Raw genomic sequence first — 22,421 nt, 5'->3', positions numbered from 1 at the left:
CGTCCACATCGCCCGATTCCTCTAGAGCATGATGCCGAAAAGTGTGAAGCGGTTTTCGGACGACATCATGCTCTATCTCTTTGATTTAGAGTCGGATTCAGATTTCAGGTCGAACAGACCTGAGATCATCCGGCTCTAGCCCGCGAACTCAGGCGGCTCACGATCTTTCTCGCCCGATTGTGCTTAACGGACGGTTACGGGTGACCTGTTTGGCGGCGCCGAAACGAAAAAGGGCGGGAATGCTCCGGCCCTTTTGTCCGGTATCGATGAGCCGGTGTTTCCGGATCAGCCCTTGACCACCGACTTGCCGGCGTAGCTTGCCTGCTTGCCGAGCTCTTCCTCGATGCGGATCAGCTGATTGTACTTGGCCATGCGGTCCGAGCGCGAGAGCGAGCCGGTCTTGATCTGTCCGCAATTGGTGGCGACGGCGAGATCGGCAATGGTCGAATCCTCGGTTTCGCCCGAGCGGTGCGACATCACGGCGGTGTAGCCGGCCTTGTGCGCGGTCTCGACGGCGTCGAGCGTTTCCGTAAGCGAGCCGATCTGGTTGACCTTAACCAGGATCGAGTTGGCAACCCCCATGCGGATGCCGTCGCGCAGCCGCGCCGTGTTGGTGACGAACAAATCGTCGCCAACCAGCTGCGTCTTCTTGCCGATCAGGTCGGTCAGGTACTTCCAGCCTTCCCAATCGTCCTCGGCAAGACCGTCCTCGATCGAGATGATCGGATAGTCGGCGGCAAGCTTGGCCAGGTATTTGGCCTGGGCCTTGGGATCGCGCGTCTTTTTCTCGCCTTCATAGACGTAGTTGCCGTCCTTGAAGAACTCGGTCGCGGCGCAATCGAGGCCGAGCGCGATCTCGTCGCCCGGCTTGAAGCCGGCCTGCTCGATCGATTCCATGATGAAATCGAGCGCCACCGGAGCGCTTTTCAGGTTCGGGGCAAAGCCGCCCTCGTCGCCGACATTGGTGTTGTGGCCGGCATCCTTCAGTTTCTTGCGCAGCGTATGGAAGATTTCCGAACCCCAGCGGACACCTTCGCGCAGCGTCGGCGCGCCGATCGGCAGGATCATGAATTCCTGGAAATCGATCGGGTTGTCGGCATGCGCGCCGCCATTGATGATGTTCATCATCGGCACCGGCAGGAGATGCGCCTTGGTGCCTCCGACATAACGGTAGAGCGGCAGGCCGGCGGCATCAGCGGCCGCCTTGGCCACCGCCAGCGAAACGCCGAGAATGGCGTTGGCGCCAAGCCGGCTCTTGTTGGGCGTGCCGTCGAGCTCGATCATGGTCTGGTCGATATGAATCTGGTTTTCGGCTTCCATGCCGCCGATGGCCTCGAACAGCTCGCCGTTCACCGCCTCGACGGCTTTGAGCACGCCTTTGCCGAGATAGCGGGCGCCGCCGTCGCGCAGTTCGACGGCCTCGTGGGCACCGGTCGAAGCACCCGACGGCACCGCCGCGCGGCCCATCGAGCCGTCTTCGAGAATGACATCGACCTCGACGGTCGGATTTCCACGGCTGTCCAGGATTTCACGCCCGACAATGTCGACGATGGCGGTCATTTGCGATGTCCTCGATTGATCTGAAGAATGCCGCACGTCTTAGCCAAAGTGCTGCAAAAGGCAATCGGCCCGCTGGCAATTATTGCCGCGGCATCGGCCTCCGAACGATTCACGAAGCGCAAATCGCCGTCATCATAAGTCATGTACGGTCGGCTGACTTCCGGTTAAGGTGCAGCGCGCGGGGCGAAACAGGAGGAGTTTCGCCATGTCTCAGTTGAGCGGTATCGTGAGTCTGTTTCTAATCGCGGCGGCATTCCTGACGTCATGCGACAATCAGCAGTCGCCGCCGAAGGCGATGGCCCCCTTACACGTCAGCGAATAAGCCGGAATCCAAAGCGGCCCCGTCTCTCTCGACGGGGCCGCTTTGTCGTTGTTGTTAATGCCAGTAAGGCGTTACCTTGTAATAATTGTAGGATTCGTCGCGCGCCGCCTCGCCATCGGCACCGGTCAGTTCGTTGATCGAATAGGCCGGTGCCGCCATGAGTTGTTCCTTGGAAAACGGCACGACATAACCGCCCTTGTCCTCATCATAGTCGAGGCTTGCCCAGGGAATGGCGTGATATTTCTCGCCGATGCCAAGGAAGCCGCCAAAACCGATGACCGCGAACATGATCCCGTTCGTCATCTTGTCGAGCATCACATCCTCTATACTGCCGATGCTTGTGCCTTCGGTGTTGTAGACCGATGTGCCGATGACCCGCGAAGCGGCGATGGCTTGGGTGTGGCCAGTCTGGGTTGCCATGATTGTGCTCCTCATTGTGGTTTCGAACCATAATTGGACAATGAGGGGCGCGGGCGAAGGTTCCCGACTTTTTCGGCGTCGACCGATCACTCCGCGAGGATGAAGGTAACCTTCATGTTGACGCGATAAGCAACAATCTTGCCGTCCTGGACGACGATCTTCTGGTCCTGGATCCAGGCGCCTCGACGTTCTTCAGCGTTTTGGATGCGCGCGCAATTCCCTGTTCGATGGCGTCCTGAAAGCTCTTCTTCGACGACGATGTGATTTCGGTGACGCGGGCGACAGACATGGCTTCCTCCTGCCAAAACGCTCATTTGCCGGTCGAGCGTACAGGCGGCTTGCGCCGTCCACAAGCATCGGTGGTCGACAGAGGATATCTCCGGCCTAGAGACCCTTGGCGATGCGGTCGAATGCCATCAGCCGCTCGAGTAAAGCGGGCATGTCCTTCAACGGCAGCATGTTGGGGCCGTCGGAAGAGGTCGAGTTGTCAGGATCCTGATGGGTCTCGATGAAGACGCCGGCAACGCCGACAGCGACGGCCGCGCGCGCCAGCGTCTCGACAAAACGACGTTCACCGCCCGAGGAACCGCCCTGCCCGCCCGGCTGCTGCACCGAATGGGTCGCATCGAAGATCACCGGCGCGCCGATCTCTGCCATGACAGGCAAAGCGCGCATGTCGGAGACCAGCGTGTTGTAGCCGAAAGAAGCACCGCGCTCGGTGGTCAGCACATTGGCATTGCCGGATCCGGTGATCTTGGCGACGACGTTCGTCATGTCCCAGGGGGCAAGGAACTGTCCCTTCTTCACGTTGATGACCTTGCCGGTTTTCGCCGCGGCGACCAGCATGTCGGTCTGGCGCGACAGGAAAGCCGGAATCTGCAGGACATCGACATGCGGCGCCACGATGGCGCACTGCTCCTCGGTGTGGACATCGGTCAGCACCGGGAGCGAAAATTCCTTGCGCAGTTCGTCGAAGACGGGAAGTGCCGCGTCCATGCCGGCGCCGCGCGTCGCCGACAGCGAGGTGCGGTTGGCCTTGTCGTAGCTGGTCTTGTAGACGAGGCCTATTCCGAGCCTGCCGGTCAGTTCCTTCAGCGCGCCGGCCATGTCGAAAGCGTGCTGACGCGACTCGAACTGGCACGGGCCGGCGATCAGCGACAGAGCCGCCTTGTTGTCGAAGACGACATTGCCGACAATTACCGCTGAATTGGGCGCGACGGGCTTGTTCATTTGGTCTCCCGGAAGATGAAAGCCGCGCCCTGTCCGGGTGCAGGCTGCACGACAATATCATTGCCCGCTATATCGTGTTGGATGGAATTGGCCGCAAGCAGCCTCGATGTCACATCGGCGTTCCGAACCGAAAAGACCACCGCTGCGAAGCGTAGATCTGTCGGCGCGCCGGCCGGCAGGCCAAAGCGCGCGGTGAAAGCCGCGCGGTCAAGCACGCTCAAATCTGCATTCGGCAGGGAAAACATGCCGCCCTGCCTTTCGGCGGCCGGATTGTCCACCGTGACAGAAATCAACTCATGCTGCTTTCCAGGCGCATCGCTGACCGCCAAGATCTCGACAATTCCGGTCGCGCCGTTGGCGTGGGCCTGCAAAGCCGCGCGGTCGACATCAGGCGCGTTGACCCGCTCGCAGGCAAACAGGAAGGCGTCCGTGGCTTCGGCTCCGGCCGCGAAAGCGAGCTTGAACGATGCGATGTCGCTCTTGCCGGCTGGGTCGGTGAAAGCGCGCGAAAAACCCAGCATGTCTCCCGCCGAGATGCCGGCATCGACATAGCGTGCATGGTCGGCATCGGCATTGCCCGTACCTAGAACAATGGCGGAAAACCCCTCGTCGCCGTTGCTGTCGCGATAGGCGCGATCACGCGTGACGAAGACATTGCCGTCCGCGATAGCCTTTGCCGCCACCTGCTCGTCGCCGACCGCCAGCGGTTCGAGATACGTGCCGTCGGCCAGGAAAACACAGCAGTTTTCCGTTCCGAAGGGATGGATGCCGGTCGGGGCCACGACGAAGCCAAGCGCGGCGAGCCGGGCTCGCGCCACCTCAAGGCTCTGCGTTGGCAGCACCAGGTGATCGAGCGGATGAGTGCCAGTGATGGTTCGGGTCATGCAGCCGCGATGTGCATCATTCCGCAAATCGGTTCAAGACTTGATCGCAATCCCGGCCATTTCGCCCCCGCCAGTTCACCGGACGTCGAAAAAGGCACCAGTTGGGACAAAGCCTCGATCAGCTTCCAGCAACGACATCGGCGGAATAGCGCAGTTCGCGCATCGGTTTGACCTTGCTGGTGGTCTGCGCATAGAGCGGGTGCGCCTTGTAGGCGGCCAGCGCGGCGTCATCGGCGAATTCCGCATAGACGACCACGTCGACCTCGTCCGACAGCGGATCCACCTTGGTGTTGAGCGTGACCTCGAACAGGCTGGAATGAGGAATGTTGCCGAGCGCCAGCAAGCCGGTGCGCACAGCCTCGACATCCTCTTTTCGCCGTGCGCTGAAGAAAACGATATGCCGGATCAACCCCGCCTCCTCGATCAAAATGCTGGGGTCTTTTGTGACGGCAGGACGTTGGCGTCAATCGACTAGGATGTCGCGGCTGCCGCCACTGGAGTTAAGCTCTGCCGGTAACATATCGCACAACATGGCTAAGCTCTCTCACTGTTGTGTCGAGATAGCGGCCCTGATTGTACATGCCATCCCAGATCAGGAAAAACGCGATGGCGGCAATGGCGATTACATAACGCATGGCTAGATCTATCGCACGAGCAATTCTGCGACCATAGGCGTTTTTTGCGCGCTCGGCCTTTGCTGTGCAAAAAAGCGGATTCTCGCTGGCGCAAGCATTCCGCGTGGCACAGCCCCGCTTGCGGCCTGCCTCTTGAAGTTTCGCCGCATGACGTGGAAGATCGCCGCAGGGATTCACTGGGAAGCGCTAAAGCTCTGGTAAAAGAGCGCGTGTTTCATTCGAGCCCGCCCGTCACTGAGCCGGTCAGCGCCCGGGACCGGCAACGGCGTTCGAAGCTGGCGAATGATCCAAGAGAACCGTGGCTCGGCAATCTGCCCCGACACCGCGGAAATCCAGGGGGCACGAGATGGCACAAAAGGAACTATTTGGCGCAGCATTGAGCGACGCGGTCAGGCTCGATGAGTTCAATTTCGCCGAGATCGTCAAAGGTCTGCCGGCGAAAGCGCGCATGGTGCTGTCGGCGGCGATGAACCTGCCGCGCGGTTCGCTCAAGGTGAGGCTGCCGGACGGCCGCGCCGTCCTCGTCGGCGGCAAGGGACCTGGCCCAGATGCCGAACTGGTGCTGAAGAATTGGCGCTTGCCCGGCCGCGCCTTTTCCGGCGGCACGATCGGCGTAGCCGAATCCTACATGGACGGCGATTGGGAAAGCCCTGATGTGACCAGCTTCCTGGAGCTATTCGTGGTCAATTCGGTCATTGGCGAGCGTATCGCGGGCGGCACCAGTTGGCTGATCAACACCGTCCAGCGCATCCGCCACTGGTTCAACCAGAACACCCGCACCGGTTCGAAGCGCAATATCTCGGCGCATTACGACCTCGGCAACGCCTTTTACAAGCAATGGCTCGATCCGAGCATGACCTATTCCTCGGCGCTCTACACGACCGGCGCCAACGACCTGGAAAGCGCCCAGGCCGCCAAATATCGCGCGCTGGCGAAAGACACAGGGATCGGCCCGAAGGACCATGTGCTGGAAATCGGCTGTGGCTGGGGTGGCTTCGCCGAATTCGCCGCGCGCGAGATCGGCTGCCGCGTCACCGGGTTGACGATCAGCCGCGAGCAGCACGATTTTGCAACGGCTCGCATCGCCAAGGCTGGCCTTGCCGACAAGGTCGACATCAAGCTGCAGGACTATCGCGACGAAACCGGCACCTATGACCGCATCGCCTCGATCGAGATGTTCGAGGCGGTCGGCGAGAAATACTGGCCGGTGTTTTTCGGCAAGATGAAGGCTTGCCTGAGACCCGGCGGCACCGCCGGCCTGCAGATCATCACCATCAACGAAGCCGCCTACGACACATATCGCGCAAGGCCGGATTTCATCCAGCGCTATGTTTTCCCGGGTGGCATGCTGCCGACACCGTCGATCCTGAAGACACTGGGCAAGGATCATGGCCTTGCCCATCTGCGCGAGCGCGTGTTTCCGGATGACTATGCGCGCACGCTTGCCGAATGGCGCCACCGGTTCTGGGCGTCATGGGAGAAGATCGTCCCGCTCGGCTTCGACGACCGCTTCAAGAAGCTCTGGGAGTTCTACCTGCACTATTGCGAGGCCGGATTCCGCGCCAGCTACATCGACGTGCGCCAGGTGGTCTACAAGGCGTAAGTCGACGCGTTCTTCGATTTCATTGCCGCCGACCAGGCGATATCGAGGATGATCTCGATATCGCCGCCCGGTCGCCGTCAAAAAGTCCGATCGCAAAGCAGGATGCCGCGCAGGACGGACGAATCGGAAATCACTTGATGCGCAAACGGACGATCTTCTTCGGCATCATCGTTGTCGCCGCGGCGGGCATCTGGCTCAACAACACCTCGCTGTTGTCGAGCCGCCCCGCCGGCAAGCCGGAAGTGCTTGCCCATCGCGGCCTTGCCCAGGACTACGCACGGGAAGGCATGACGGGTGAGACGTGCACGGCCAGTCGCATGTTGCCGCCGCGCCATGCCTACCTCGAAAACACGATCCCCTCGATGGAAGCCGCCTTCGCGCTGGGCGCTGACGCGCTCGAACTGGATGTTCACCCGACGACAGACGGCAATTTCGCCGTCTTCCACGACTGGACGCTGGATTGCCGCACGGAAGGCAAGGGAGAAACACGCAACCATTCCATGGCCGAGTTGAAGACCCTCGATGTCGGCTATGGCTATACGGCGGATAGCGGCAAGACCTTTCCGTTTCGCGGCAAGGGTATCGGCATGATGCCGTCGCTGGATGAGGTTCTGGCGCACTTCCCGGCCCGCCGCTTCAACATCAACGTCAAGAGCAACGATCCGGGCGAAGGCGAAAAGCTGGCCGCACGGCTTGCCATGCTATCGCCGAACGAGCGCTTCTATCTCTCGGTCTATGGCGGCGACAAGCCGATTGCCGCAGTCAAGGCAGCACTGCCGGACATGCATACGCTGAGCCGCGCGTCGCTGACGCAATGCATTCTGCGCTATGCCGCGCTTGGCTGGAGCGGCTATGTTCCAGATGCCTGCAGAAAAGGTACCTTGCTCATTCCCGTCAACATCGCGAAATGGATGTGGGGTTGGCCGAACCGGTTTCTCGATCGCATGCAAGGCGTCGAAAGCCGCGTCTATCTGCTCGGCCCGTACACCGGCGGCGACTTTTCGCAAGGGCTGGACGATCCCGAACTGATCAAGCAGCTGCCGAACGGTTATTCCGGCGGCATTTCCACCGATGCGCTGGATCTCGTCATGCCTGACATCAAGGAACGTTTCACCCAGCCGGCTCAATCCACGCCATAAGGCCGGGACTCGAGCCGACCCGAACCACCTTCAAAGCAGGATGCGGTATTTCGCGAAACCTGCCTCGCCCTCGCCTGCCGGCTCGATCTTCAGCGATTTCAGCTGCGCAATGAAATCCTTGGCCTTGGCGCCGGTTTCGAACACGGCGCTGGTTCCAGGCAGCGGCGCGAACGACCAGTTGTCGTCCGCGGAGGGGTTGATTGTACCTTCGCTGACGATGTAGCGGACGATGACGTCGCGATTGGTGTCCGGCGCTTCGTAAATGATCTTCGAGGCGTTGATGTCGGGGAAATTGCCGCCGCCGCCGGCGCGGTAGTTGTTGGTCGCGACGACGAATTTCTGTTTGGGGTCAATTGGTTTTCCATCGAAACTCAGGTCGACGATGCGATTGACGCCGGCGTTAGCCAGCCCGCCCTTGGCATCGTATTTCGGCGGCTGCGACAGGTCTATTTTATAGGTGACGCCGTCGATGACGTCGAAATTGTAGGATGGGAAGTCGGTGTTGATGAGGGCCTGGTCGGCCTTCCCCGGCTCGATCCGGTTGAAGATCCCGGCCGACATTTCCAGCCATTCCTTGACCTGCGCACCGGTGATTTCGACCGCACGCACGGTGTTGGGATAGAGATAGAGGTCGGCGACGTTCTTGATGGCGATATCGCCGGCGGGCACGTCGGTATAGTAGTCGGCGCCGTTGCGCCCGCCGGCCTTGAACGGAGCGGCCGCCGACAGCAGCGGCACATCCTTCCATTGCGTGTTCTTCAGAATATCCCTGAGGTACCAGGTCTGCGCCTGGCTGACGACCTGCACCGACGGATCGTCGGCGACCAGCGCGAAATAGGAATAGAGCGGCGCGGAGGTCTTGCCAACGGGGCGGCGCACATAGGCCAGTGTTGCCTGGTGGTCCTGCTCAAGGGCCGCGATGATCCGCTTGTCGTCCGGGACAGTCGGTTTGTTCTTGTTGTCGACGCGTTCGAAGATCGGCCGCGCCTCGGAGGTGGCGGAAACGACCTTCCATTCCGACCCATCGCGTTCCAGCATCAGGTCGATCAGCCCCATATGCGAGCCCCAGAAACCGCCCATGACGGCGGGTTTGCCCTGCAGCGTGCCCTTTTGCGTGTCGACACCATCGAGCGACTGGAAATCCTTCTTGCCGGGGAACACCAGATGCTGGTGCCCGGTGAACACCGCGTCGATGCCGTCGACGCCGGCGACGAAGAACGAGGCGTTCTCCATCATGTCGCCCTGCTTCACGTCGATGCCGGAATGCGACAGCGCAATGACGATGTCGGCGCCCGCCTCCTTCATCTGCGGCACCCAGGCCTTGGCCGCCTCGACGATGTCGCGCGTCTTGACGTTGCCTTCGAGGTTCTTGAGATCCCAGACCATGATCTGCGGCGGCACGAAGCCGATGATGCCGATCCTGATCGGCTGCTCGGCGCCCGAACCGTCCTTGATCTTCTTGTCGAGGATGACATAGGGCTTGAGATAGAGCTTGTCGTCGCGCGGGTTCGCGGCAAGCTCGGTGCCGCGGATCAGGTTGGCGCAGACGAAGGGAAAATTGGCGCCGGCCAGCACCTTGTCCAGGAACGACAGGCCATAGTTGAACTCGTGGTTGCCCAGCGTCGAGCACTCGTAGCCGAGCAGGTTCATACCCTTCATGATCGGATGCAGGTCGCCGTCCTTCAGGCCCTTCTCATAGGCGATGTAGTCGCCCATCGGATTGCCCTGCAGCAGGTCGCCATTGTCGATCAGCATCGAATTCACCGCTTCCTTGCGCACGGCGTCGATCAGGGAGGCCGTGCGCGACAAGCCCAGCGTGTCGTTCGCTTTGTCGGCGTAATAATCGTAAGGCAGCACGTTCACATGGATGTCGGTGGTCTCCATGATCCGGAGATGCGCCTGGTTGGCCTGTGCGCGAGCGGAGAAGGGATGAAGCACGATCAGCGCCCCTGTAGCTGCGGTGCCAGCGAGGAAATCGCGGCGGGAGACGGGATGGAGCAGTTGCGACATGTTTTCTCCTCATCGACAACGTGACACGCCCTGCCCCGAAGCGAACTTCGCGCCGAAATCGGCTCAAGTCCATTCAAGAAGTTGCGTGCATCGGAAGGTCAGTCGACCAGCAACAGATGACGTGCGGATGAACGGTGCCGGTGAAGAAATCAGCCCTTGTCGTCGTCGCCCTGGGTGATCAGCCGCGCGCTGCGTTGCCCCGTCGCGTAGATCCATAGCCAGCTCAGCGAAACAGCAAGCCGGTTGCGAAAGCCGATCAGGAAATAGATGTGGGCCACTCCCCACAGCCACCAGGCGAGCCAGCCGGTGAGCTTGATCCAGCCGAAATCGATGGCGGCGGCGCGTTTGCCGATCGTCGCCAGATCGCCGGCATGCCTGTAGTGGAAAGGACGCGCGGTCGTGTCGCCGCCGAGCCTGGCCTTGATGGTAGCCGCAACATGTCGGCCCTCCTGCTTGGCGGAAGGCGCCACGCCGGGAACCGGCCGCCCGTCTGGCCGCAGCACATGAGCGGCGTCGCCGATGACGAAGATCTCCGGGCTGCCACGCACACTTAGATCGGGCTCGACCAGCACCCTGCCCGCGCGGTCCGCCTTCGCTCCCAGCCATTCAGCGGCTGGCGAAGCGGCAACGCCGGCTGCCCACAGGATCGTTCGGGCGGCCAGTTGCTTATCGCCAAACACGACACCTTCTGCGTCGCAGCGCGTGACGGCCCGGCCGAGCTCGACCGTCACGCCGAGCCGCTCGAGCGCTTTGCTGGCATAGTCGGAAAGTTTCGGTGCGAAATTGGCCAGAATGCGGTCGCCGGCCTCGATCAGCACCACGCGCGTCTGCCGCGTGTCGATGTTGCGGAACTCGCCGCGCAGCGTGTCATGCGCCAGCTCGACGATGGTGCCGGCAAGCTCGACGCCGGTCGGCCCGCCACCGACGATCGCAATGGTCAGCAGCGCCTGGCGCTTGGCGGGATCAGCCTCCCGCTCGGCCTGTTCGAAGCCCAGGAGAATTCGCCGCCGAATGGTGGTGGCGTCCTCCAGCGTCTTCAGGCCAGGCGCGAACGGCTCCCATTCGTCATGGCCGAAATAGGCGTGGCGGGCACCGGTGGCGAGCAGCAGCGTGTCGTAGGCGACCGCGCTGCCGTCATCGAGCAGCACGCGCTTGCCGGCGCGATCGACACCGGTGACATTGGCGAGCAGCGTCGTCACATCCTTGCGGTTGCGCAGGAGGTGGCGGATCGGCCAGGCAACCTCGGAGGTGGCCAGCGCCGTCGTCGCCACCTGGTAGAGCAGCGGCTGGAAGAGGTGATGGTTGCGCTTGTCGATCATGGTGATGCGCACGGGAGCGCCGGCAAGCGCACGGGTGAACTCGAGGCCGCCGAACCCCGCGCCGACAACGACGACATGATGCCTGGCTTCGTTCATTCCGTTCACCTTGATAGCAAGATTGCCTGTCCTGCATGTAGGTATTTTTGTGCAATGCAACAACAGATGGCCAGTGCCCGAGACTCGTCGTTGCATGTCGTGAATGCACATGTTGTATCGTATCGCGAGGTATAGCGTCATCGAACACGCGATGAGGTGAGGCATGGCCAACGATCGTGACGACGATGCTCCGGCGCAGTATTCTTCGCCGCCCTGTTTCATGCACGAACTCGATCCGGAATTCCGTGCGCCTTCGAGCGACTGGACCGATGTGAGACGCTGGCGCAAGGCTGAGCGCGAACGCCTGATCGCCGCGCGTCTTGCTGTTTCGGCCGACGCGCGAACGGTAATGTCGCAACGCATCGCCGATGGCCTCGACGCGGTAATCGGCGAGATCGCCGGCCGCATGGTCAGTCTCTACTGGCCGTTTCGCGGCGAGCCGGATTTGCGGCCTTGGATGGCGTCCATAAACGAACGCGGCGGCCGCACCGCCCTGCCCATCGTCATCGAGAAGGGGCAGCCGCTGATCTTCCGCGCCTACAAAGCAGGCGACCGGCTGGAGAAAGGTGTCTGGAACATCCCGATCCCGGCCGAGGGCGATCCGGTGCTGCCGGACATCGTTATCTCGCCGATCGTCGGCATCGATCCCCTGAACTACCGCCTGGGTTATGGCGGCGGTTTCTTCGACCGTACGCTGGCAGCGATGCCGTTCAAGCCACTGGTCATCGGCGTCGGCTACGAGCTGCAGCGCATCGCGACCATCTACCCGCAGCCGCACGACATTCCGATGGATCGGGTGGTAACGGAGGCCTAGGCCATTTCCGGCTTCATGCCCATGGCGGTCCTGTCGACGATTTCGCGTAGCGCAAAGGACGAATTGATCTTGGTCACATGCGGCATCGCCGACAGCCATTCCTTGTGGATGCGCTCATAGTCGACGAGATCCTTCGCCGCGATCCGCAGGATGTAGTCGTATTCGCCCGACATCAGGTGACAGGACAGCACGTTCGGGCAGCGCTTGATCGCCGCCTCGAAATCCGACAGCGTCTTCTCGAACTGCCCCGACAGCGATATGTGCACGATCGCCGTCATCTGGTGGCCAAGTGCCACATTGGAAAGCCGGGCGTGGTAGCCGCGAATGGTTCCGGATTTCTCCAGATTGTCGAGCCGGCGCGAACAGGCCGACTGCGACAGGCCGACCTTCTCGGCCAGCGCCGCATTGGGTATCCTGCCATCCTTCTGCAAAGCCTCGAGAATGGCGATATCGATCCTGTCGAGCGGCATTATTCGTGAATCCTGCGAATATCTTGCTGTTTCGCGCAACAATTATCGAAACCGGCCGGTGGGCGCAAGCGCATTCGCAAACACCTGCGCAACGATTCGTGGTTCACTCCAGCCATACAGGGAACGAGCCCAAAAGGGCCGGATCAGGAGAAGAAAATGCGCGTCGGCTGCCCCAAGGAAATCAAGAACCACGAATACCGCGTCGGCCTCACCCCCGGCTCGGTCCGCGAATATGTCGCCCATGGCCACGAAGTGCTGGTCGAGACCGGGGCCGGTGCCGGCATCGGCGCCGATGACAACGCCTATCGCGCCGCCGGCGCCACGATTGCCAAGACGGCCGCCGAGGTGTTCGCCAGGTCGGACATGATCGTCAAGGTCAAGGAGCCGCAGCCCAGCGAATGGGCGCAGCTTCGCGAAGGCCAGATCCTGTATACCTACCTCCACCTTGCTCCGGATCCGGAGCAGACCAAGGGCCTGCTTGCGTCCGGCGTAACGGCAATCGCCTACGAGACCGTGACCGACGACCGTGGCGGCCTGCCGCTGCTGGCGCCGATGTCGGAAGTTGCCGGACGCCTGTCGATCCAGGCCGGCGCCACGGCGCTGCAGAAGGCCAATGGCGGCCGCGGCGTGCTGCTGGGCGGCGTGCCCGGCGTGCTGCCCGGCAAAGTCACCGTTCTCGGCGGTGGCGTCGTCGGCCTGCACGCGGCCAGGATGGCGGCGGGCCTTGGCGCCGACGTCACCATCATCGACCGCTCGATCCCGCGCCTGCGCCAGCTCGACGATCTCTTTGCCGGCCGCGTCCACACTCGTTACTCGACTGTCGAGGCGCTGGAAGAAGAGTGTTTTTCAGCCGACATCGTCGTCGGCGCGGTGCTGATCCCGGGTGCCGCGGCGCCAAAACTGGTTTCGCGCGAAATGCTGTCGGGCATGAAGAAAGGCTCGGTGCTAGTCGATGTCGCCATCGACCAGGGCGGCTGCTTCGAGACCTCGCACGCCACCATCCATGCCGAGCCGACCTATGAGGTCGACGGCGTCATCCACTATTGCGTCGCCAACATGCCGGGTGCCGTGCCCGTCACGTCGGCCCACGCGCTCAACAACGCGACGCTTCACTACGGCCTGCAGCTCGCCGACAAGGGCCTCAAGGCGCTGGTCGACGATCATCACCTGCGCAACGGCCTCAATGTCCACAAGGGCAAGATCACCAACCGCGCAGTTGCCGAGGCGCTCGGCTACGAACTGGTCGAGCCGAAAGCGGTACTCGCCGCCTGATTTTCGCGAAAACAGCTCCTTTCAATCCAGCCCGCCGGTTCCATGCCGGCGGGTTTTTTCTTGCGAGCCTGTTTTTCAGGCAAAGCATGGCGTCGAAAGATGTGACGCAACGGCACTTTGCTCATCATTGTTGCATATTTGTCATTCCCGTGCCGGCCGGTTCCCTGCTAGAGACATTCTGGGTTTACTCATGGGGTACGGGCATATGTTCATTCGCACATCCGCGAAATCTTTTCTTCTTGGTGCTGTTTCTGCTGTGGCTTTGATATCTGCTGCTCACGCAGCAGACGTCGTGCAGCCGGTAGAAGAAGCTGCCGGCTTTAACTGGAGCGGTCTATACGTTGGTTTTGGCGTCGGCGCCGGTGCCAACGTACACAAGCTCAGCAGCGATTTTATTCCAGTCTCGCTGAACGGCATTGGTGGCGAAGGCGTCTACGGTGAGCTGACGGTTGGCTATGACTATATGGTCGCGCCGCGGTTCCTCATCGGAGGTCTGCTGGACGCTCACGTCGGCAACATCGGGACCACGCTGGACATTACGGGATTCGACGCTTCGATCAAGGAAACCTACGGTTTCGACGCTGGCCTGCGTCTCGGCTACCTCTTGACGCCAAACACTCTGGGATACGTGCTGGGTGGCTATTCCTGGCAGAAGTACAAGCTCGATACGAACGCTGGCTTCGACTTTGATTGGGATCAGAGCGGGTATTTTGTCGGAGGTGGCATCGAAACGGCCATCAACAGCAATTGGACGATCAAGACTGAGTATCGCTATACGGGCTTCGGGACCAAGGACGATCTTCTTTCCGAGGCTGGCATCGTCGGGGTTCCGGACGGTCTCCTGAATCTTGACACCTCGCGCCATACTTTCCAGATCGCAGCCAATTACCGTTTCGGTGCCCAGAACGGCGGCAGTGCTGCCTTCGAGACGCCAGCCTACAACTGGACCGGCTTCTATATCGGCGGCGCTGGTGGTGCCGGTGCGTCCGTGCACCAGATCAACGTTCCGCCGCTCGGCGACCTGGAATTCAATGGTCTCGGTGGCGAAGGTGCCTTTGGTGAACTGAACGTCGGCTATGATCATGACTTCGGCAGCTGGGTCGCAGGCGTCATGGTCGATGCACGCTACTCCGGCATGACTTCCAAGCTGGATCTCGGCGGCGGATCGATCAACGTCGATACCGACTATGGGTTCGATGTGTTGGGCCGCGTTGGCATGAAGATGAACGAATCGACCCTTGCCTATGCGCTTGCCGGCTACAGCTGGCAGCATTTCGACCTGAACGCTTCCGACCCGATCGGCGACATCCTCGACTGGGGCTCCAGCGGCTTCTCGGTCGGTGGCGGACTGGAAACGGCTCTGTCCAGCAATGTCACCGTTGGCCTCGAATATCGCTATTCGCAGTTCGCCAAGAAGGACTTTTCTTCGGAATTCGGCGCACCTGACGACACCCTTACCTCGACTTCCTCTTTCCACACCGTGCGCCTCGGCGCGAAGTACAAGTTCAACTAAAAGGCCCTCCAGCCAAACAGTTGCAGCCCGTCGGCCATGCCGGCGGGCTTTTTTCTTGCGTGGAATACGTCTGCTCCAAACGCAGGCAACAAAAAAGCGGAGCCAAAGCCCCGCTTCCTCGATGTCGAGATTTGCCGCCGGTTCATCCGCGGTCGGCAAATCGATCGACAATGGCTTTCTATCGCGACTATGCGACGGGAGTACGACAGCTGTTTCCAGCGGCTAATCTCAGCCTCAAGCGCGCTCGATGCGGCACTGGTAGCAATTGTTGCGCGCCGAGCGGACATGGACGTAGGCGATCTCGTCGCGTTCCAACAAGGTCTTGGCCCGCCCGGTGATGTCTCCGGTCGGGACCACGCCGCCGCTGCCATAGACGATACGGTCATCCCTGCCATAGCCGCGCACGATGTAGTCGGGGCTTTCGAGAATCTCGGGCAGCGCCTCGCCCTCGGCAGCGCGGTCGCATGCCTCGGCATGCAGGAAGATCGGCCCGGTTTCGGCATAGGGCTGAAGCTGCGGGAATGGCCTGTATGCCAGAACAAGATAGGCATCGCCGGCTCCTATGTTCTTCAAACAATGCCGGCAAGGCATGCCGTCACCATCTGAGACCTTTCGCTCGGGCGTTTGGCCATAAGCATCGACGCCACCACGCTGCAGCGTCCTGACAGCTTCGGTCGGCAAAGCTTTGAACTGGATGGTCATGGAAAAATCTCCGGTGTCGTGATTGGAAATTATGTCCTTGAACCCTCGCCGCCCACCCGATTCCTGCCAAATGTCGAAAAGCCGATCGCCCCTCGGCGATCGGCTCTCATCAGGTTCCTGTCAAAGGCGCCGGCTAATTAAATTTCGGAGCTGCGACTCAACGGATGAAATCGTCGAAGCGGCGCAGCGTCACCCGGCGATTCTGCCAGTTTTCGTTCTGCGTCTGCACCAGCAAAAACTCCTCACCGTAACCAACCGTTTCCAGTGCATGGTCGGGCACCCTAAATTCGCGCGCCAATGTGCGCTTGAGCGAAGCGGCGCGTTGTTCGGACAGGGCCTGGTTCGACTGGAAGGAGCCGACGGCGTCGGTATGGCCCTCGATCAGCACGCGGGCGCCGGGATCGCGGCGCAGGATTCGCCGCAGCGCGTCGGCAATAGTCTCGATCTTGTCGTATTGCGAGTTGGCAATAGCCGCCGAACCGAAGGCGAAGTTGATCGACTGGATATCGATCGAGCGGGCCATGCGGCGCAAATCCGGGCGCCGCTTGAATTCCCGGATGGTGACGCGCTCGTTCGGCCGCAATTTGACACGCGGTGCCGCCTCGAGCTTCCGCTCGATCGTCGCGGCCGAAGGCGTTGTCGCCTGGGCTGCGGCCAGGCTTGGCATGGCAATCGCCGCGATCAGCGCGGCGGCAAGTGTACGGCGGGTCAGCATGTCTTCGTCTCCTTCGGCCTTGGCCGCATTGATGGTGCGGGCAACATGCCAAAAGCAGCCTGAAGGGCCGATGAACGACAGGTTCAGATTCGAGCTGGTGTCAGCTTCCGGCTAGGGCCGCATGACGCTGGCCGCGCGCTCGGCGAAAGGCAGCGGATGCACGATTTCCTTCTTTTGCGCCACCGGTGCAAAGCCGAGCTTCTGGTAGAGCGGCAGAGCCGCCGGATGATCGAGCGTGCAGGTCTGCACCGTCACCCGCTTCGGCCCATGCGACCAGGCGGCAGCGATCGCGGAGCCCAGGAACCAGCGGCCGATGCCTTGTCCCGTCGCATGTTCCATCATGCCGAAATAGGCGAGCTCGACTTCTTCCGGCAGATGCGGCTTGAGATCGAAGAAGCCGGCGGGTGCGCCGTCGAGATAAAGGACCCTGATGTCGCGATCCTCGCGATGAATGCCGGCGGCAAGCTCGTCGTCATCCAGCCTCAGCACATTGACCCAGTGCCATTTGCGCCCCACCCGGTCCATCAGATAGCGGTAGAAATGCAGCGGAATGTCCTTGGTCTTCAGCAGCGCGATCTGACGGTTGTAGGGCACCGGCGGCGAATAGGCCGGCGGCACATGCATCTCGAGAAACGTCACCGTGACGTCAATATCTTCCAGCGCGCCGTTTTCCATCGTCTTCATTCCTTGCCGATCACAACGGGGCCGGTCACGACAGGCGTGTCGGAAAGCCCGCCCCACTCCGTCCAGGAGCCGTCGTAAAGCCTGTTGTTGGTATGGCCAAGCGTTTCCAGCGCCAGCGTCACCACCGCTGCGGTAATGCCGGAGCCGCATGAGGTGACGACAGGTTTCGACAGATCGATGCCGGCCTCCTCGATCGCCTTGCGCAGGCGGTCCTTCGACAGCAGCTCGCCATTTTCCGACAGCGCCGAATAGGGCAGATTGCGCGCGCCAGGCATATGGCCGGAGCGGATACCCGCGCGCGGCTCAGGTTCAGTGCCGGTGAAGCGGCCCGGTCCCCGGGCGTCGGCGATCTGGCTTGCCCTGGTGTCGACGATCCGGCGCATGTCGGCGAGGCTGGCGACGCGCCCGGAGTCGAAATCGGCATGAAACACGCTTGGCGCGATCTTCGTCGGCTCAGCCGTCACCGGTCTGCCGGCGGCTTTCCAGCCATCGAAGCCGCCATCCAGAATATAGGTCTGGAAGACGCCCATCACCCTGAACATCCACCACGCCCGGGGCGCCGAGAAGAAACCCGGACCATCGTAGACGACGATGGTGTCATCGGCCGAAACGCCCATGGCGCCGACATACTGGGCAAAATGCTGCGGTGACGGCAGCGTATGCGGCAAGGGCGAATCCGGATCCGAAACCGCATCCTGATCCAGAAATCGTGCGCCCGGTATGTGGGCCAAATCATACTCGCCGCGCGCATCGCGCTTCTGCGCCGGGAGATACCAGGATGCGTCGATGATCGTCAGGCCCGGCTCGCCGAGACGTTGCTGCAGCCAGTCTGCGTCGACGGTGAAGGGGCTGTCCTCGGCCATTTTGTGCTCCTGCTCGCCTTTTGGCGATCACTGTCTGTTCAGTTTGCCGGCATCGGCCCAAAGCGGATGCGGAAGCGCCGGTTTTCACGGCCCTTCTTCTCGATCTTGCCGATGTGGATTTCGCCGACTTCGCCAGTGCTCTTCACATGGGTGCCGCCGCAGGGCTGGCTGTCCACCGAGGCGTTGTCACCGATACAGACCAGGCGGATCTTGCCGGTGCCGGCCGGCGGCCGAACGTTCTTGGATTTCACCAGGCCGGGATTGGCGGCCAGTTCCTCGTCACTGATCAGCCTGACAAAGATCGGATGATCGGCCCGCACCAGCTCCATCAGCCCGGCGGTGATGTCCTCCTTGGTGAAGCCGGCATCCGGAGCGTCGAAGTCGACACGGCTGTCGTCCTCGGAAACGGCGGCACCGGTGATTGGAAACGGACAGACGACGGTGAGCAAATGGCAAGCCGCATGCATGCGCATCAGGAGATGCCGGCGTTCCCAGTCGATGGCCAGCCTCACCGTCTCGCCGACCTGTGGCACCGCTTGCTCAGGCGCCGGCACATGGATGATCTGGTCCTTGGTCTCGCCGGTGAGGGTAGCGGCAATGGCGATGCGGCTGCCGTCCGCGCGTTCGAGACACCCGGTATCGCCCGGTTGGCCGCCCGAAGTGGCGTAGAAGATCGTCCGGTCGAGGATGATGCCGCCGCGGTCGTTGACGGCAACGATCTTCGCATCCGCCGTGCGCAGATAGGCGTCGTCACGAAACAGGGCATCCGTCCTGTTTGCCATCACGCGACCTTTTCGAACGGCACCGAAATTGTGCTCTTCAGCTCCATCCAGCCTGGCACCGGCAGTTGTTTCTCGCGCAGGAATTCCGGGTTGAACAGTTTTGACTGATAGCGCGTGCCGTAGTCACAAAGAATGGTCACGATGGTGTGGCCGGGACCCAATTCCCTGGCCAGGCGGATCGCGCCGGCAATGTTGATGCCGGTCGAGCCACCGACGCAAAGCCCCTCTTCCTGGATCAGGTCGAAGACGATCGGCAGCGCATCCTCATCGGGGACCTGGAAGGAAAAGTCCGGCGTGAACCCTTCGAGATTGGCGGTGATGCGCCCCTGCCCGATGCCTTCGGTGATCGAGCTGCCTTCGGACTTCAGCTCGCCGCTGGTGTAGAAGGAGTAGAGCGCGGCCCCCAGCGGGTCGGCCAGCGCGATCTTCACATCCTTGCTTTTCGCCTTCAGCCCAAAGGCGACGCCGGCCAGCGTGCCGCCGGAACCGACCGCCGAGACAAAGCCATCGACCTTGCCGCCGGTCTGGCTCCAGATTTCCTCCGCTGTGGTGCGGATATGGCCGTCACGGTTGGCAACATTGTCGAACTGGTTGGCCCAGATGGCGCCGTTCGGCTCGGTCCGCGCCAGTTGCTCGGCCAGCCGCCCCGACAGTTTCACGTAATTGTTGGGGTTCTTGTAGGGCACGGCAGGCACTTCGATCAGTTCGGCACCGAGCAGCTTGATCGTGTCCTTCTTCTCCTGGCTCTGTGTGTCGGGAATGACGATGACGGTGCGATAGCCGAGCGCCTTGGCGACCAGCGTCAACCCGATGCCAGTGTTGCCCGCCGTTCCCTCGACGACGACGCCGCCGGGCCTCAGCAGCCCACGCTGCTCGGCGTCGCGGATGATGAACAGGCCGGCGCGATCCTTGACCGACTGGCCCGGATTCATGAATTCGGCCTTGCCCAGGATCTCGCAACCGGTTTGTTCCGAAGCTTTGTTGAGGCGGATCAAAGGCGTGTTGCCGATCGCGTCGATCACAGAACGGGGCATTCAGGATTCCTTGTGTAGGTGCGCCGAAACCCTAGAAACCCGAAGCTGCAGTTTCAAGGCAAGAATTTGTCTGGTCCAGTCGCATTTGCGGTACTGTAGTTGCGTCAGCGCTTCCCGAAACCGACCTCTTGCGCCACAGCTCATTTTCCGGCTGACGTTGAAAAGCAGCTTTTCATTCGATTTCTTCATCGCTAGAGCAAAGCACCAACAAGTCGACAGGGCGCAGCATGACACTCTACCGGGCCAACCCGAAGCACGGCGTCGCCTGGATCACGGGCGGATCGAGCGGCATCGGCCGTGCCCTGGCCAGGGATCTTGCTTCCCAGGGCTATGCCGTCGCGGTGACGGCGCTCGACGACGATCCGATCGACACGCTTGTCGTCGAGACCGCGCAGATGCCGGGCAGCGTCACGGCCTTTCCCTGCGACGTCACCGACGAGCCGCGCATGGCAAGGACCGTCGCTGCCATCGAGAAGGAGCTCGGTCCCATCGTGCTCGCCATCTTCAATGCAGGGAATTACATTTCGACGCCGGGGGAGAATCTTGTCGTCAACGACTTTCGCCGGTCCTTCGAGGTCAATTATTTCGGCATCATCAACGGTCTCGTGCCGGCGGTCGAACGCATGCGTGTGCGGGCGCGCGGCCATGTCGTGCTGGTCGGCTCCGTGACATCCTATTTCGGCTGGCCGACAACGGCCGCCTATGGCGGCACCAAGGCGGCCATCAACATCCTGGCCGAGTCGCTGAAGTATGATTTCGACAAGATGAACGTGCGTATCCAGGTGTTCAACCCAGGCTTCATCGACACCCCGCTGACCGAGAAGAACATGCTGCCGATGCCGGGACTGATGCCGGTCAGCCGCGCATCGCGCCGCATGGCGCGGGGCATCAAGTCGGGCGGCTTCGAAGTCCATTTCCCGCGCCGGACAAGCTGGCCGCTGAAACTGCTCGCCCTGCTGCCGAGGCCGCTGTGCAGAGGGTTTATCAGCCTGATGACCAGTTGGAAGGCGCGGCCTCTGCATTACGACCGCAAGCCGCCGATCGAATAGGACGCCTGCGAAATTGGCAGGCTCCCCGTTTTCGGGCCGCCGTCGCCATGGTTGAGACAAGTGCCGCGTGGAGTCTGCGATGGGGCGACGGATCGTGCTTGCTGTGCTGGGCCTTATTGCCGTTCTCGCACTGGCCTTCGTGTTCGGCCCGCGCGTTCGCGTCGACACCACGATCCGTTTCGATCCCTCGCTCATCGGCGACGATCCGCAGGCCTATGTGGCAAAGGCGGAAGCCGCCATCCCCGGAATCCGAGACGGGCTGGAGAAAGAGATCGTCTGGGCCAATCCGTTGGTGCATGCCAGGACCCCGCTATCGATCGTCTACATCCACGGCTTTTCCGCATCGAAGGGCGAGGTCCGCCCGCTGCCTGACGAAGTGGCGGAACAGCTTGACGCCAATCTCTTCTACACACGGCTTACCGGTCATGGGCAGGATGGCGCGGCGATGACGCAAGGCAGCATCAATGCCTGGATCAACGACTATGAGGAGGCGCTCGCCATCGGCCGGGCGATCGGCGACAAGGTGATCGTCATCTCGACTTCGACCGGCGGCTCGCTGGCGGTCTGGGCGGCAACGCAGCCCGGTGCGTCGGACGGGGTGGCGGCGATTGCGTTCATCTCCCCGAACTTCGGCGTCAAGACTTCGGGCGCCGGGATCCTGACCATGCCGTGGGGCAAACAAATCGCCAGGCTGGTCGCCGGCAAGGAACATAGCTTCGTGCCGCGCAACGCGCTGAATGAAAAATTCTGGACCACCCGCTATCCAATCGAAGCAACCTTGCCGATGCAGGCGCTGACCGAGCTTGCCTATGGCGCGCCGGTGGAGAAGGCGACCGTCCCTGCTTTGTTCATCTTTTCTGATTCGGACAAAGTGGTGCGGGCCGACCGCAGCCGCGAGATTGCCGGGCGCTGGGGCGCGCCGCATGAACTGGTTCCGGTCGACGACACTGGCGACCCGGACAATCACGTCATTGCCGGCGACGCGCTGTCGCCGTCGACCACGGCGTTTCTGGCGCAAAGGATCGCCGTCTGGATCGAAGCGGTGGTGAAGTAGGCCGACGAAAAGGGGCGACCGAAGCATCGCTTCGGCCGCCCTTTTCTTGTTTCGTCTCGGCAATCAGCCAGCCGAAGCTTGACTGACTGCAGCGCGGTCTGGCTTACGCGGCCCGCGCAGCCGGACGCTTACCGCCGAAGCGGCGCTTGTTGTTGCCCTTGAAGGCCGGCTTGGCGCCGTCCGGCTTGCGCTCGCCGGCGAAGGCCGGCTTGTCGCCGAAGCGCTTCTTGCCAAAGCCGTTGCCTTTGTTC

The 22,421-nt window shown here is 61.7% G+C and carries 21 protein-coding genes and 2 pseudogenes; 7 read left to right on the top strand and 16 right to left on the bottom strand.

Going from position 1 to position 22,421, the window contains the following annotated elements; genetic code table 11:
• Positions 1-285 precede the first annotated feature (285 nt).
• The 6 genes and pseudogenes from eno to EN955_RS23735 form a co-directional block, all read right to left on the bottom strand.
• Positions 286-1,560, bottom strand: a complete 1,275-nt coding sequence (gene eno / locus EN955_RS23765) for a phosphopyruvate hydratase (RefSeq protein WP_013531479.1) — start codon at positions 1,558-1,560, stop codon at positions 286-288.
• Between the two features lie 376 nt (positions 1,561-1,936).
• Positions 1,937-2,302 carry a PRC-barrel domain-containing protein gene (locus tag EN955_RS23755; RefSeq protein WP_024505095.1) on the bottom strand — a complete coding sequence of 122 codons (366 nt, stop codon included), beginning with the start codon at positions 2,300-2,302 and terminating at the stop codon, positions 1,937-1,939.
• Positions 2,303-2,388: 86 nt separating this feature from the next.
• Positions 2,389-2,591, bottom strand: a pseudogene (locus EN955_RS23750) (dodecin family protein).
• Positions 2,592-2,686: 95 nt separating this feature from the next.
• Positions 2,687-3,532 (bottom strand): 3-deoxy-8-phosphooctulonate synthase, encoded by an 846-nt coding sequence (gene kdsA / locus EN955_RS23745; protein ID WP_024505094.1) that lies wholly within the window; start codon positions 3,530-3,532, stop codon positions 2,687-2,689.
• On the bottom strand, positions 3,529-4,416 hold the full coding sequence (locus tag EN955_RS23740) for a VOC family protein (protein WP_024505093.1): 888 nt from the start codon (positions 4,414-4,416) through the stop codon (positions 3,529-3,531). The genes kdsA and EN955_RS23740 overlap by 4 nt, the downstream gene beginning before the upstream one ends.
• A 118-nt stretch (positions 4,417-4,534) precedes the next feature.
• Positions 4,535-4,825, bottom strand: coding sequence for a Dabb family protein (locus tag EN955_RS23735; protein ID WP_013531473.1), 291 nt, complete (start codon positions 4,823-4,825; stop codon positions 4,535-4,537).
• Positions 4,826-5,397: 572 nt separating this feature from the next.
• On the opposite strand from EN955_RS23735, the gene EN955_RS23730 reads away from it, so the two are divergent.
• On the top strand, positions 5,398-6,654 hold the full coding sequence (locus EN955_RS23730) for a cyclopropane-fatty-acyl-phospholipid synthase family protein (RefSeq protein ID WP_013531472.1): 1,257 nt from the start codon (positions 5,398-5,400) through the stop codon (positions 6,652-6,654).
• 137 nt (positions 6,655-6,791) lie between these two features.
• A complete protein-coding gene (locus EN955_RS23725) occupies positions 6,792-7,793 on the top strand; it encodes a glycerophosphodiester phosphodiesterase family protein (protein WP_024505092.1) in 1,002 nt (333 codons plus the stop codon).
• 30 nt (positions 7,794-7,823) lie between these two features.
• Here the strand turns inward: EN955_RS23725 and EN955_RS23720 are convergent, their stop codons facing one another.
• Together EN955_RS23720 and EN955_RS23715 are read right to left on the bottom strand one after the other, a co-directional pair.
• On the bottom strand, positions 7,824-9,803 hold the full coding sequence (locus EN955_RS23720; RefSeq protein WP_024505091.1) for a bifunctional 2',3'-cyclic-nucleotide 2'-phosphodiesterase/3'-nucleotidase: 1,980 nt from the start codon (positions 9,801-9,803) through the stop codon (positions 7,824-7,826).
• Positions 9,804-9,952: 149 nt separating this feature from the next.
• Positions 9,953-11,218, bottom strand: a complete 1,266-nt coding sequence (locus tag EN955_RS23715; protein WP_024505090.1) for an NAD(P)/FAD-dependent oxidoreductase — start codon at positions 11,216-11,218, stop codon at positions 9,953-9,955.
• A 163-nt stretch (positions 11,219-11,381) separates the two neighbouring features.
• Between EN955_RS23715 and EN955_RS23710 the strand changes: the two genes are divergently transcribed.
• Positions 11,382-12,032, top strand: coding sequence for a 5-formyltetrahydrofolate cyclo-ligase (locus EN955_RS23710; RefSeq protein ID WP_013531468.1), 651 nt, complete (start codon positions 11,382-11,384; stop codon positions 12,030-12,032).
• Here the strand turns inward: EN955_RS23710 and EN955_RS23705 are convergent.
• Positions 12,029-12,502 (bottom strand): Lrp/AsnC family transcriptional regulator, encoded by a 474-nt coding sequence (locus EN955_RS23705; RefSeq protein WP_024505089.1) that lies wholly within the window; start codon positions 12,500-12,502, stop codon positions 12,029-12,031. The genes EN955_RS23710 and EN955_RS23705 overlap by 4 nt on opposite strands.
• A 156-nt stretch (positions 12,503-12,658) precedes the next feature.
• On the opposite strand from EN955_RS23705, the gene ald reads away from it, so the two are divergent.
• Complete coding sequence (gene ald, locus EN955_RS23700; protein ID WP_024505088.1) at positions 12,659-13,774, top strand: alanine dehydrogenase; 1,116 nt, start codon at positions 12,659-12,661, stop codon at positions 13,772-13,774.
• Positions 13,775-13,979: 205 nt separating this feature from the next.
• Positions 13,980-15,287 carry an outer membrane beta-barrel protein gene (locus EN955_RS23695; protein WP_024505087.1) on the top strand — a complete coding sequence of 436 codons (1,308 nt, stop codon included), beginning with the start codon at positions 13,980-13,982 and terminating at the stop codon, positions 15,285-15,287.
• A gap of 234 nt (positions 15,288-15,521) precedes the next feature.
• On the opposite strand, the gene EN955_RS23690 is transcribed toward EN955_RS23695, so the two are convergent.
• The 6 genes from EN955_RS23690 to EN955_RS23665 form a co-directional block, all read right to left on the bottom strand.
• Entirely contained in the window at positions 15,522-15,989 is a 468-nt protein-coding gene (locus tag EN955_RS23690) for a DUF1203 domain-containing protein (RefSeq protein WP_024505086.1), read from the bottom strand.
• Positions 15,990-16,146: 157 nt separating this feature from the next.
• On the bottom strand, positions 16,147-16,704 hold the full coding sequence (locus EN955_RS23685; protein WP_024505085.1) for an OmpA family protein: 558 nt from the start codon (positions 16,702-16,704) through the stop codon (positions 16,147-16,149).
• A 111-nt stretch (positions 16,705-16,815) separates the two neighbouring features.
• Entirely contained in the window at positions 16,816-17,379 is a 564-nt protein-coding gene (locus EN955_RS23680) for a GNAT family N-acetyltransferase (protein WP_013531462.1), read from the bottom strand.
• 5 nt (positions 17,380-17,384) lie between these two features.
• Complete coding sequence (sseA, locus tag EN955_RS23675; RefSeq protein ID WP_024505084.1) at positions 17,385-18,251, bottom strand: 3-mercaptopyruvate sulfurtransferase; 867 nt, start codon at positions 18,249-18,251, stop codon at positions 17,385-17,387.
• Positions 18,252-18,289: 38 nt separating this feature from the next.
• Positions 18,290-19,033 (bottom strand): alanyl-tRNA editing protein, encoded by a 744-nt coding sequence (locus tag EN955_RS23670; protein ID WP_024505083.1) that lies wholly within the window; start codon positions 19,031-19,033, stop codon positions 18,290-18,292.
• Complete coding sequence (locus EN955_RS23665) at positions 19,033-20,067, bottom strand: cysteine synthase A (RefSeq protein WP_024505082.1); 1,035 nt, start codon at positions 20,065-20,067, stop codon at positions 19,033-19,035. The genes EN955_RS23670 and EN955_RS23665 overlap by 1 nt, the downstream gene beginning before the upstream one ends.
• A gap of 227 nt (positions 20,068-20,294) precedes the next feature.
• On the opposite strand from EN955_RS23665, the gene EN955_RS23660 reads away from it, so the two are divergent.
• Both EN955_RS23660 and EN955_RS23655 read left to right on the top strand, forming a co-directional pair.
• Positions 20,295-21,116, top strand: coding sequence for an SDR family oxidoreductase (locus tag EN955_RS23660; RefSeq protein WP_024505081.1), 822 nt, complete (start codon positions 20,295-20,297; stop codon positions 21,114-21,116).
• A 79-nt stretch (positions 21,117-21,195) separates the two neighbouring features.
• Positions 21,196-22,170, top strand: coding sequence for an alpha/beta fold hydrolase (locus EN955_RS23655; RefSeq protein WP_024505080.1), 975 nt, complete (start codon positions 21,196-21,198; stop codon positions 22,168-22,170).
• 103 nt (positions 22,171-22,273) lie between these two features.
• Here EN955_RS23655 and EN955_RS35530 read toward each other — a convergent pair.
• A pseudogene (locus tag EN955_RS35530) lies at positions 22,274-22,421 on the bottom strand (ATP-dependent helicase); the annotation flags it as partial.

It is taken from the genome of Mesorhizobium sp. M7A.F.Ca.CA.001.04.2.1 (assembly GCF_003998485.1).
Taxonomy (GTDB): Bacteria; Pseudomonadota; Alphaproteobacteria; order Rhizobiales; family Rhizobiaceae; genus Mesorhizobium; species Mesorhizobium ciceri.
The sequence above is the reverse complement of the archived record's forward strand: the minus strand, read 5'-3'. Positions and strand labels throughout refer to the sequence as shown.

Excerpts from the sequence above, each read along its gene's own strand:
- EN955_RS23685 (WP_024505085.1), bottom strand. The coding sequence starts at position 16,704 with ATGCTGACCCGCCGTACACTTGCCGCCGCGCTGATCGCGGCGATTGCC.
- EN955_RS23710 (WP_013531468.1), top strand. The coding sequence starts at position 11,382 with ATGGCCAACGATCGTGACGACGATGCTCCGGCGCAGTATTCTTCGCCG.
- EN955_RS23720 (WP_024505091.1), bottom strand. The coding sequence starts at position 9,803 with ATGTCGCAACTGCTCCATCCCGTCTCCCGCCGCGATTTCCTCGCTGGC.
- EN955_RS23690 (WP_024505086.1), bottom strand. The coding sequence starts at position 15,989 with ATGACCATCCAGTTCAAAGCTTTGCCGACCGAAGCTGTCAGGACGCTG.
- EN955_RS23740 (WP_024505093.1), bottom strand. The coding sequence starts at position 4,416 with ATGACCCGAACCATCACTGGCACTCATCCGCTCGATCACCTGGTGCTG.
- EN955_RS23705 (WP_024505089.1), bottom strand. The coding sequence starts at position 12,502 with ATGCCGCTCGACAGGATCGATATCGCCATTCTCGAGGCTTTGCAGAAG.
- EN955_RS23655 (WP_024505080.1), top strand. The coding sequence starts at position 21,196 with ATGGGGCGACGGATCGTGCTTGCTGTGCTGGGCCTTATTGCCGTTCTC.
- EN955_RS23715 (WP_024505090.1), bottom strand. The coding sequence starts at position 11,218 with ATGAACGAAGCCAGGCATCATGTCGTCGTTGTCGGCGCGGGGTTCGGC.
- EN955_RS23730 (WP_013531472.1), top strand. The coding sequence starts at position 5,398 with ATGGCACAAAAGGAACTATTTGGCGCAGCATTGAGCGACGCGGTCAGG.
- EN955_RS23660 (WP_024505081.1), top strand. The coding sequence starts at position 20,295 with ATGACACTCTACCGGGCCAACCCGAAGCACGGCGTCGCCTGGATCACG.
- eno (WP_013531479.1), bottom strand. The coding sequence starts at position 1,560 with ATGACCGCCATCGTCGACATTGTCGGGCGTGAAATCCTGGACAGCCGT.
- EN955_RS23725 (WP_024505092.1), top strand. The coding sequence starts at position 6,792 with ATGCGCAAACGGACGATCTTCTTCGGCATCATCGTTGTCGCCGCGGCG.
- EN955_RS23670 (WP_024505083.1), bottom strand. The coding sequence starts at position 19,033 with ATGGCAAACAGGACGGATGCCCTGTTTCGTGACGACGCCTATCTGCGC.
- kdsA (WP_024505094.1), bottom strand. The coding sequence starts at position 3,532 with ATGAACAAGCCCGTCGCGCCCAATTCAGCGGTAATTGTCGGCAATGTC.
- EN955_RS23695 (WP_024505087.1), top strand. The coding sequence starts at position 13,980 with ATGTTCATTCGCACATCCGCGAAATCTTTTCTTCTTGGTGCTGTTTCT.
- EN955_RS23665 (WP_024505082.1), bottom strand. The coding sequence starts at position 20,067 with ATGCCCCGTTCTGTGATCGACGCGATCGGCAACACGCCTTTGATCCGC.
- ald (WP_024505088.1), top strand. The coding sequence starts at position 12,659 with ATGCGCGTCGGCTGCCCCAAGGAAATCAAGAACCACGAATACCGCGTC.
- EN955_RS23755 (WP_024505095.1), bottom strand. The coding sequence starts at position 2,302 with ATGGCAACCCAGACTGGCCACACCCAAGCCATCGCCGCTTCGCGGGTC.
- EN955_RS23680 (WP_013531462.1), bottom strand. The coding sequence starts at position 17,379 with ATGGAAAACGGCGCGCTGGAAGATATTGACGTCACGGTGACGTTTCTC.
- sseA (WP_024505084.1), bottom strand. The coding sequence starts at position 18,251 with ATGGCCGAGGACAGCCCCTTCACCGTCGACGCAGACTGGCTGCAGCAA.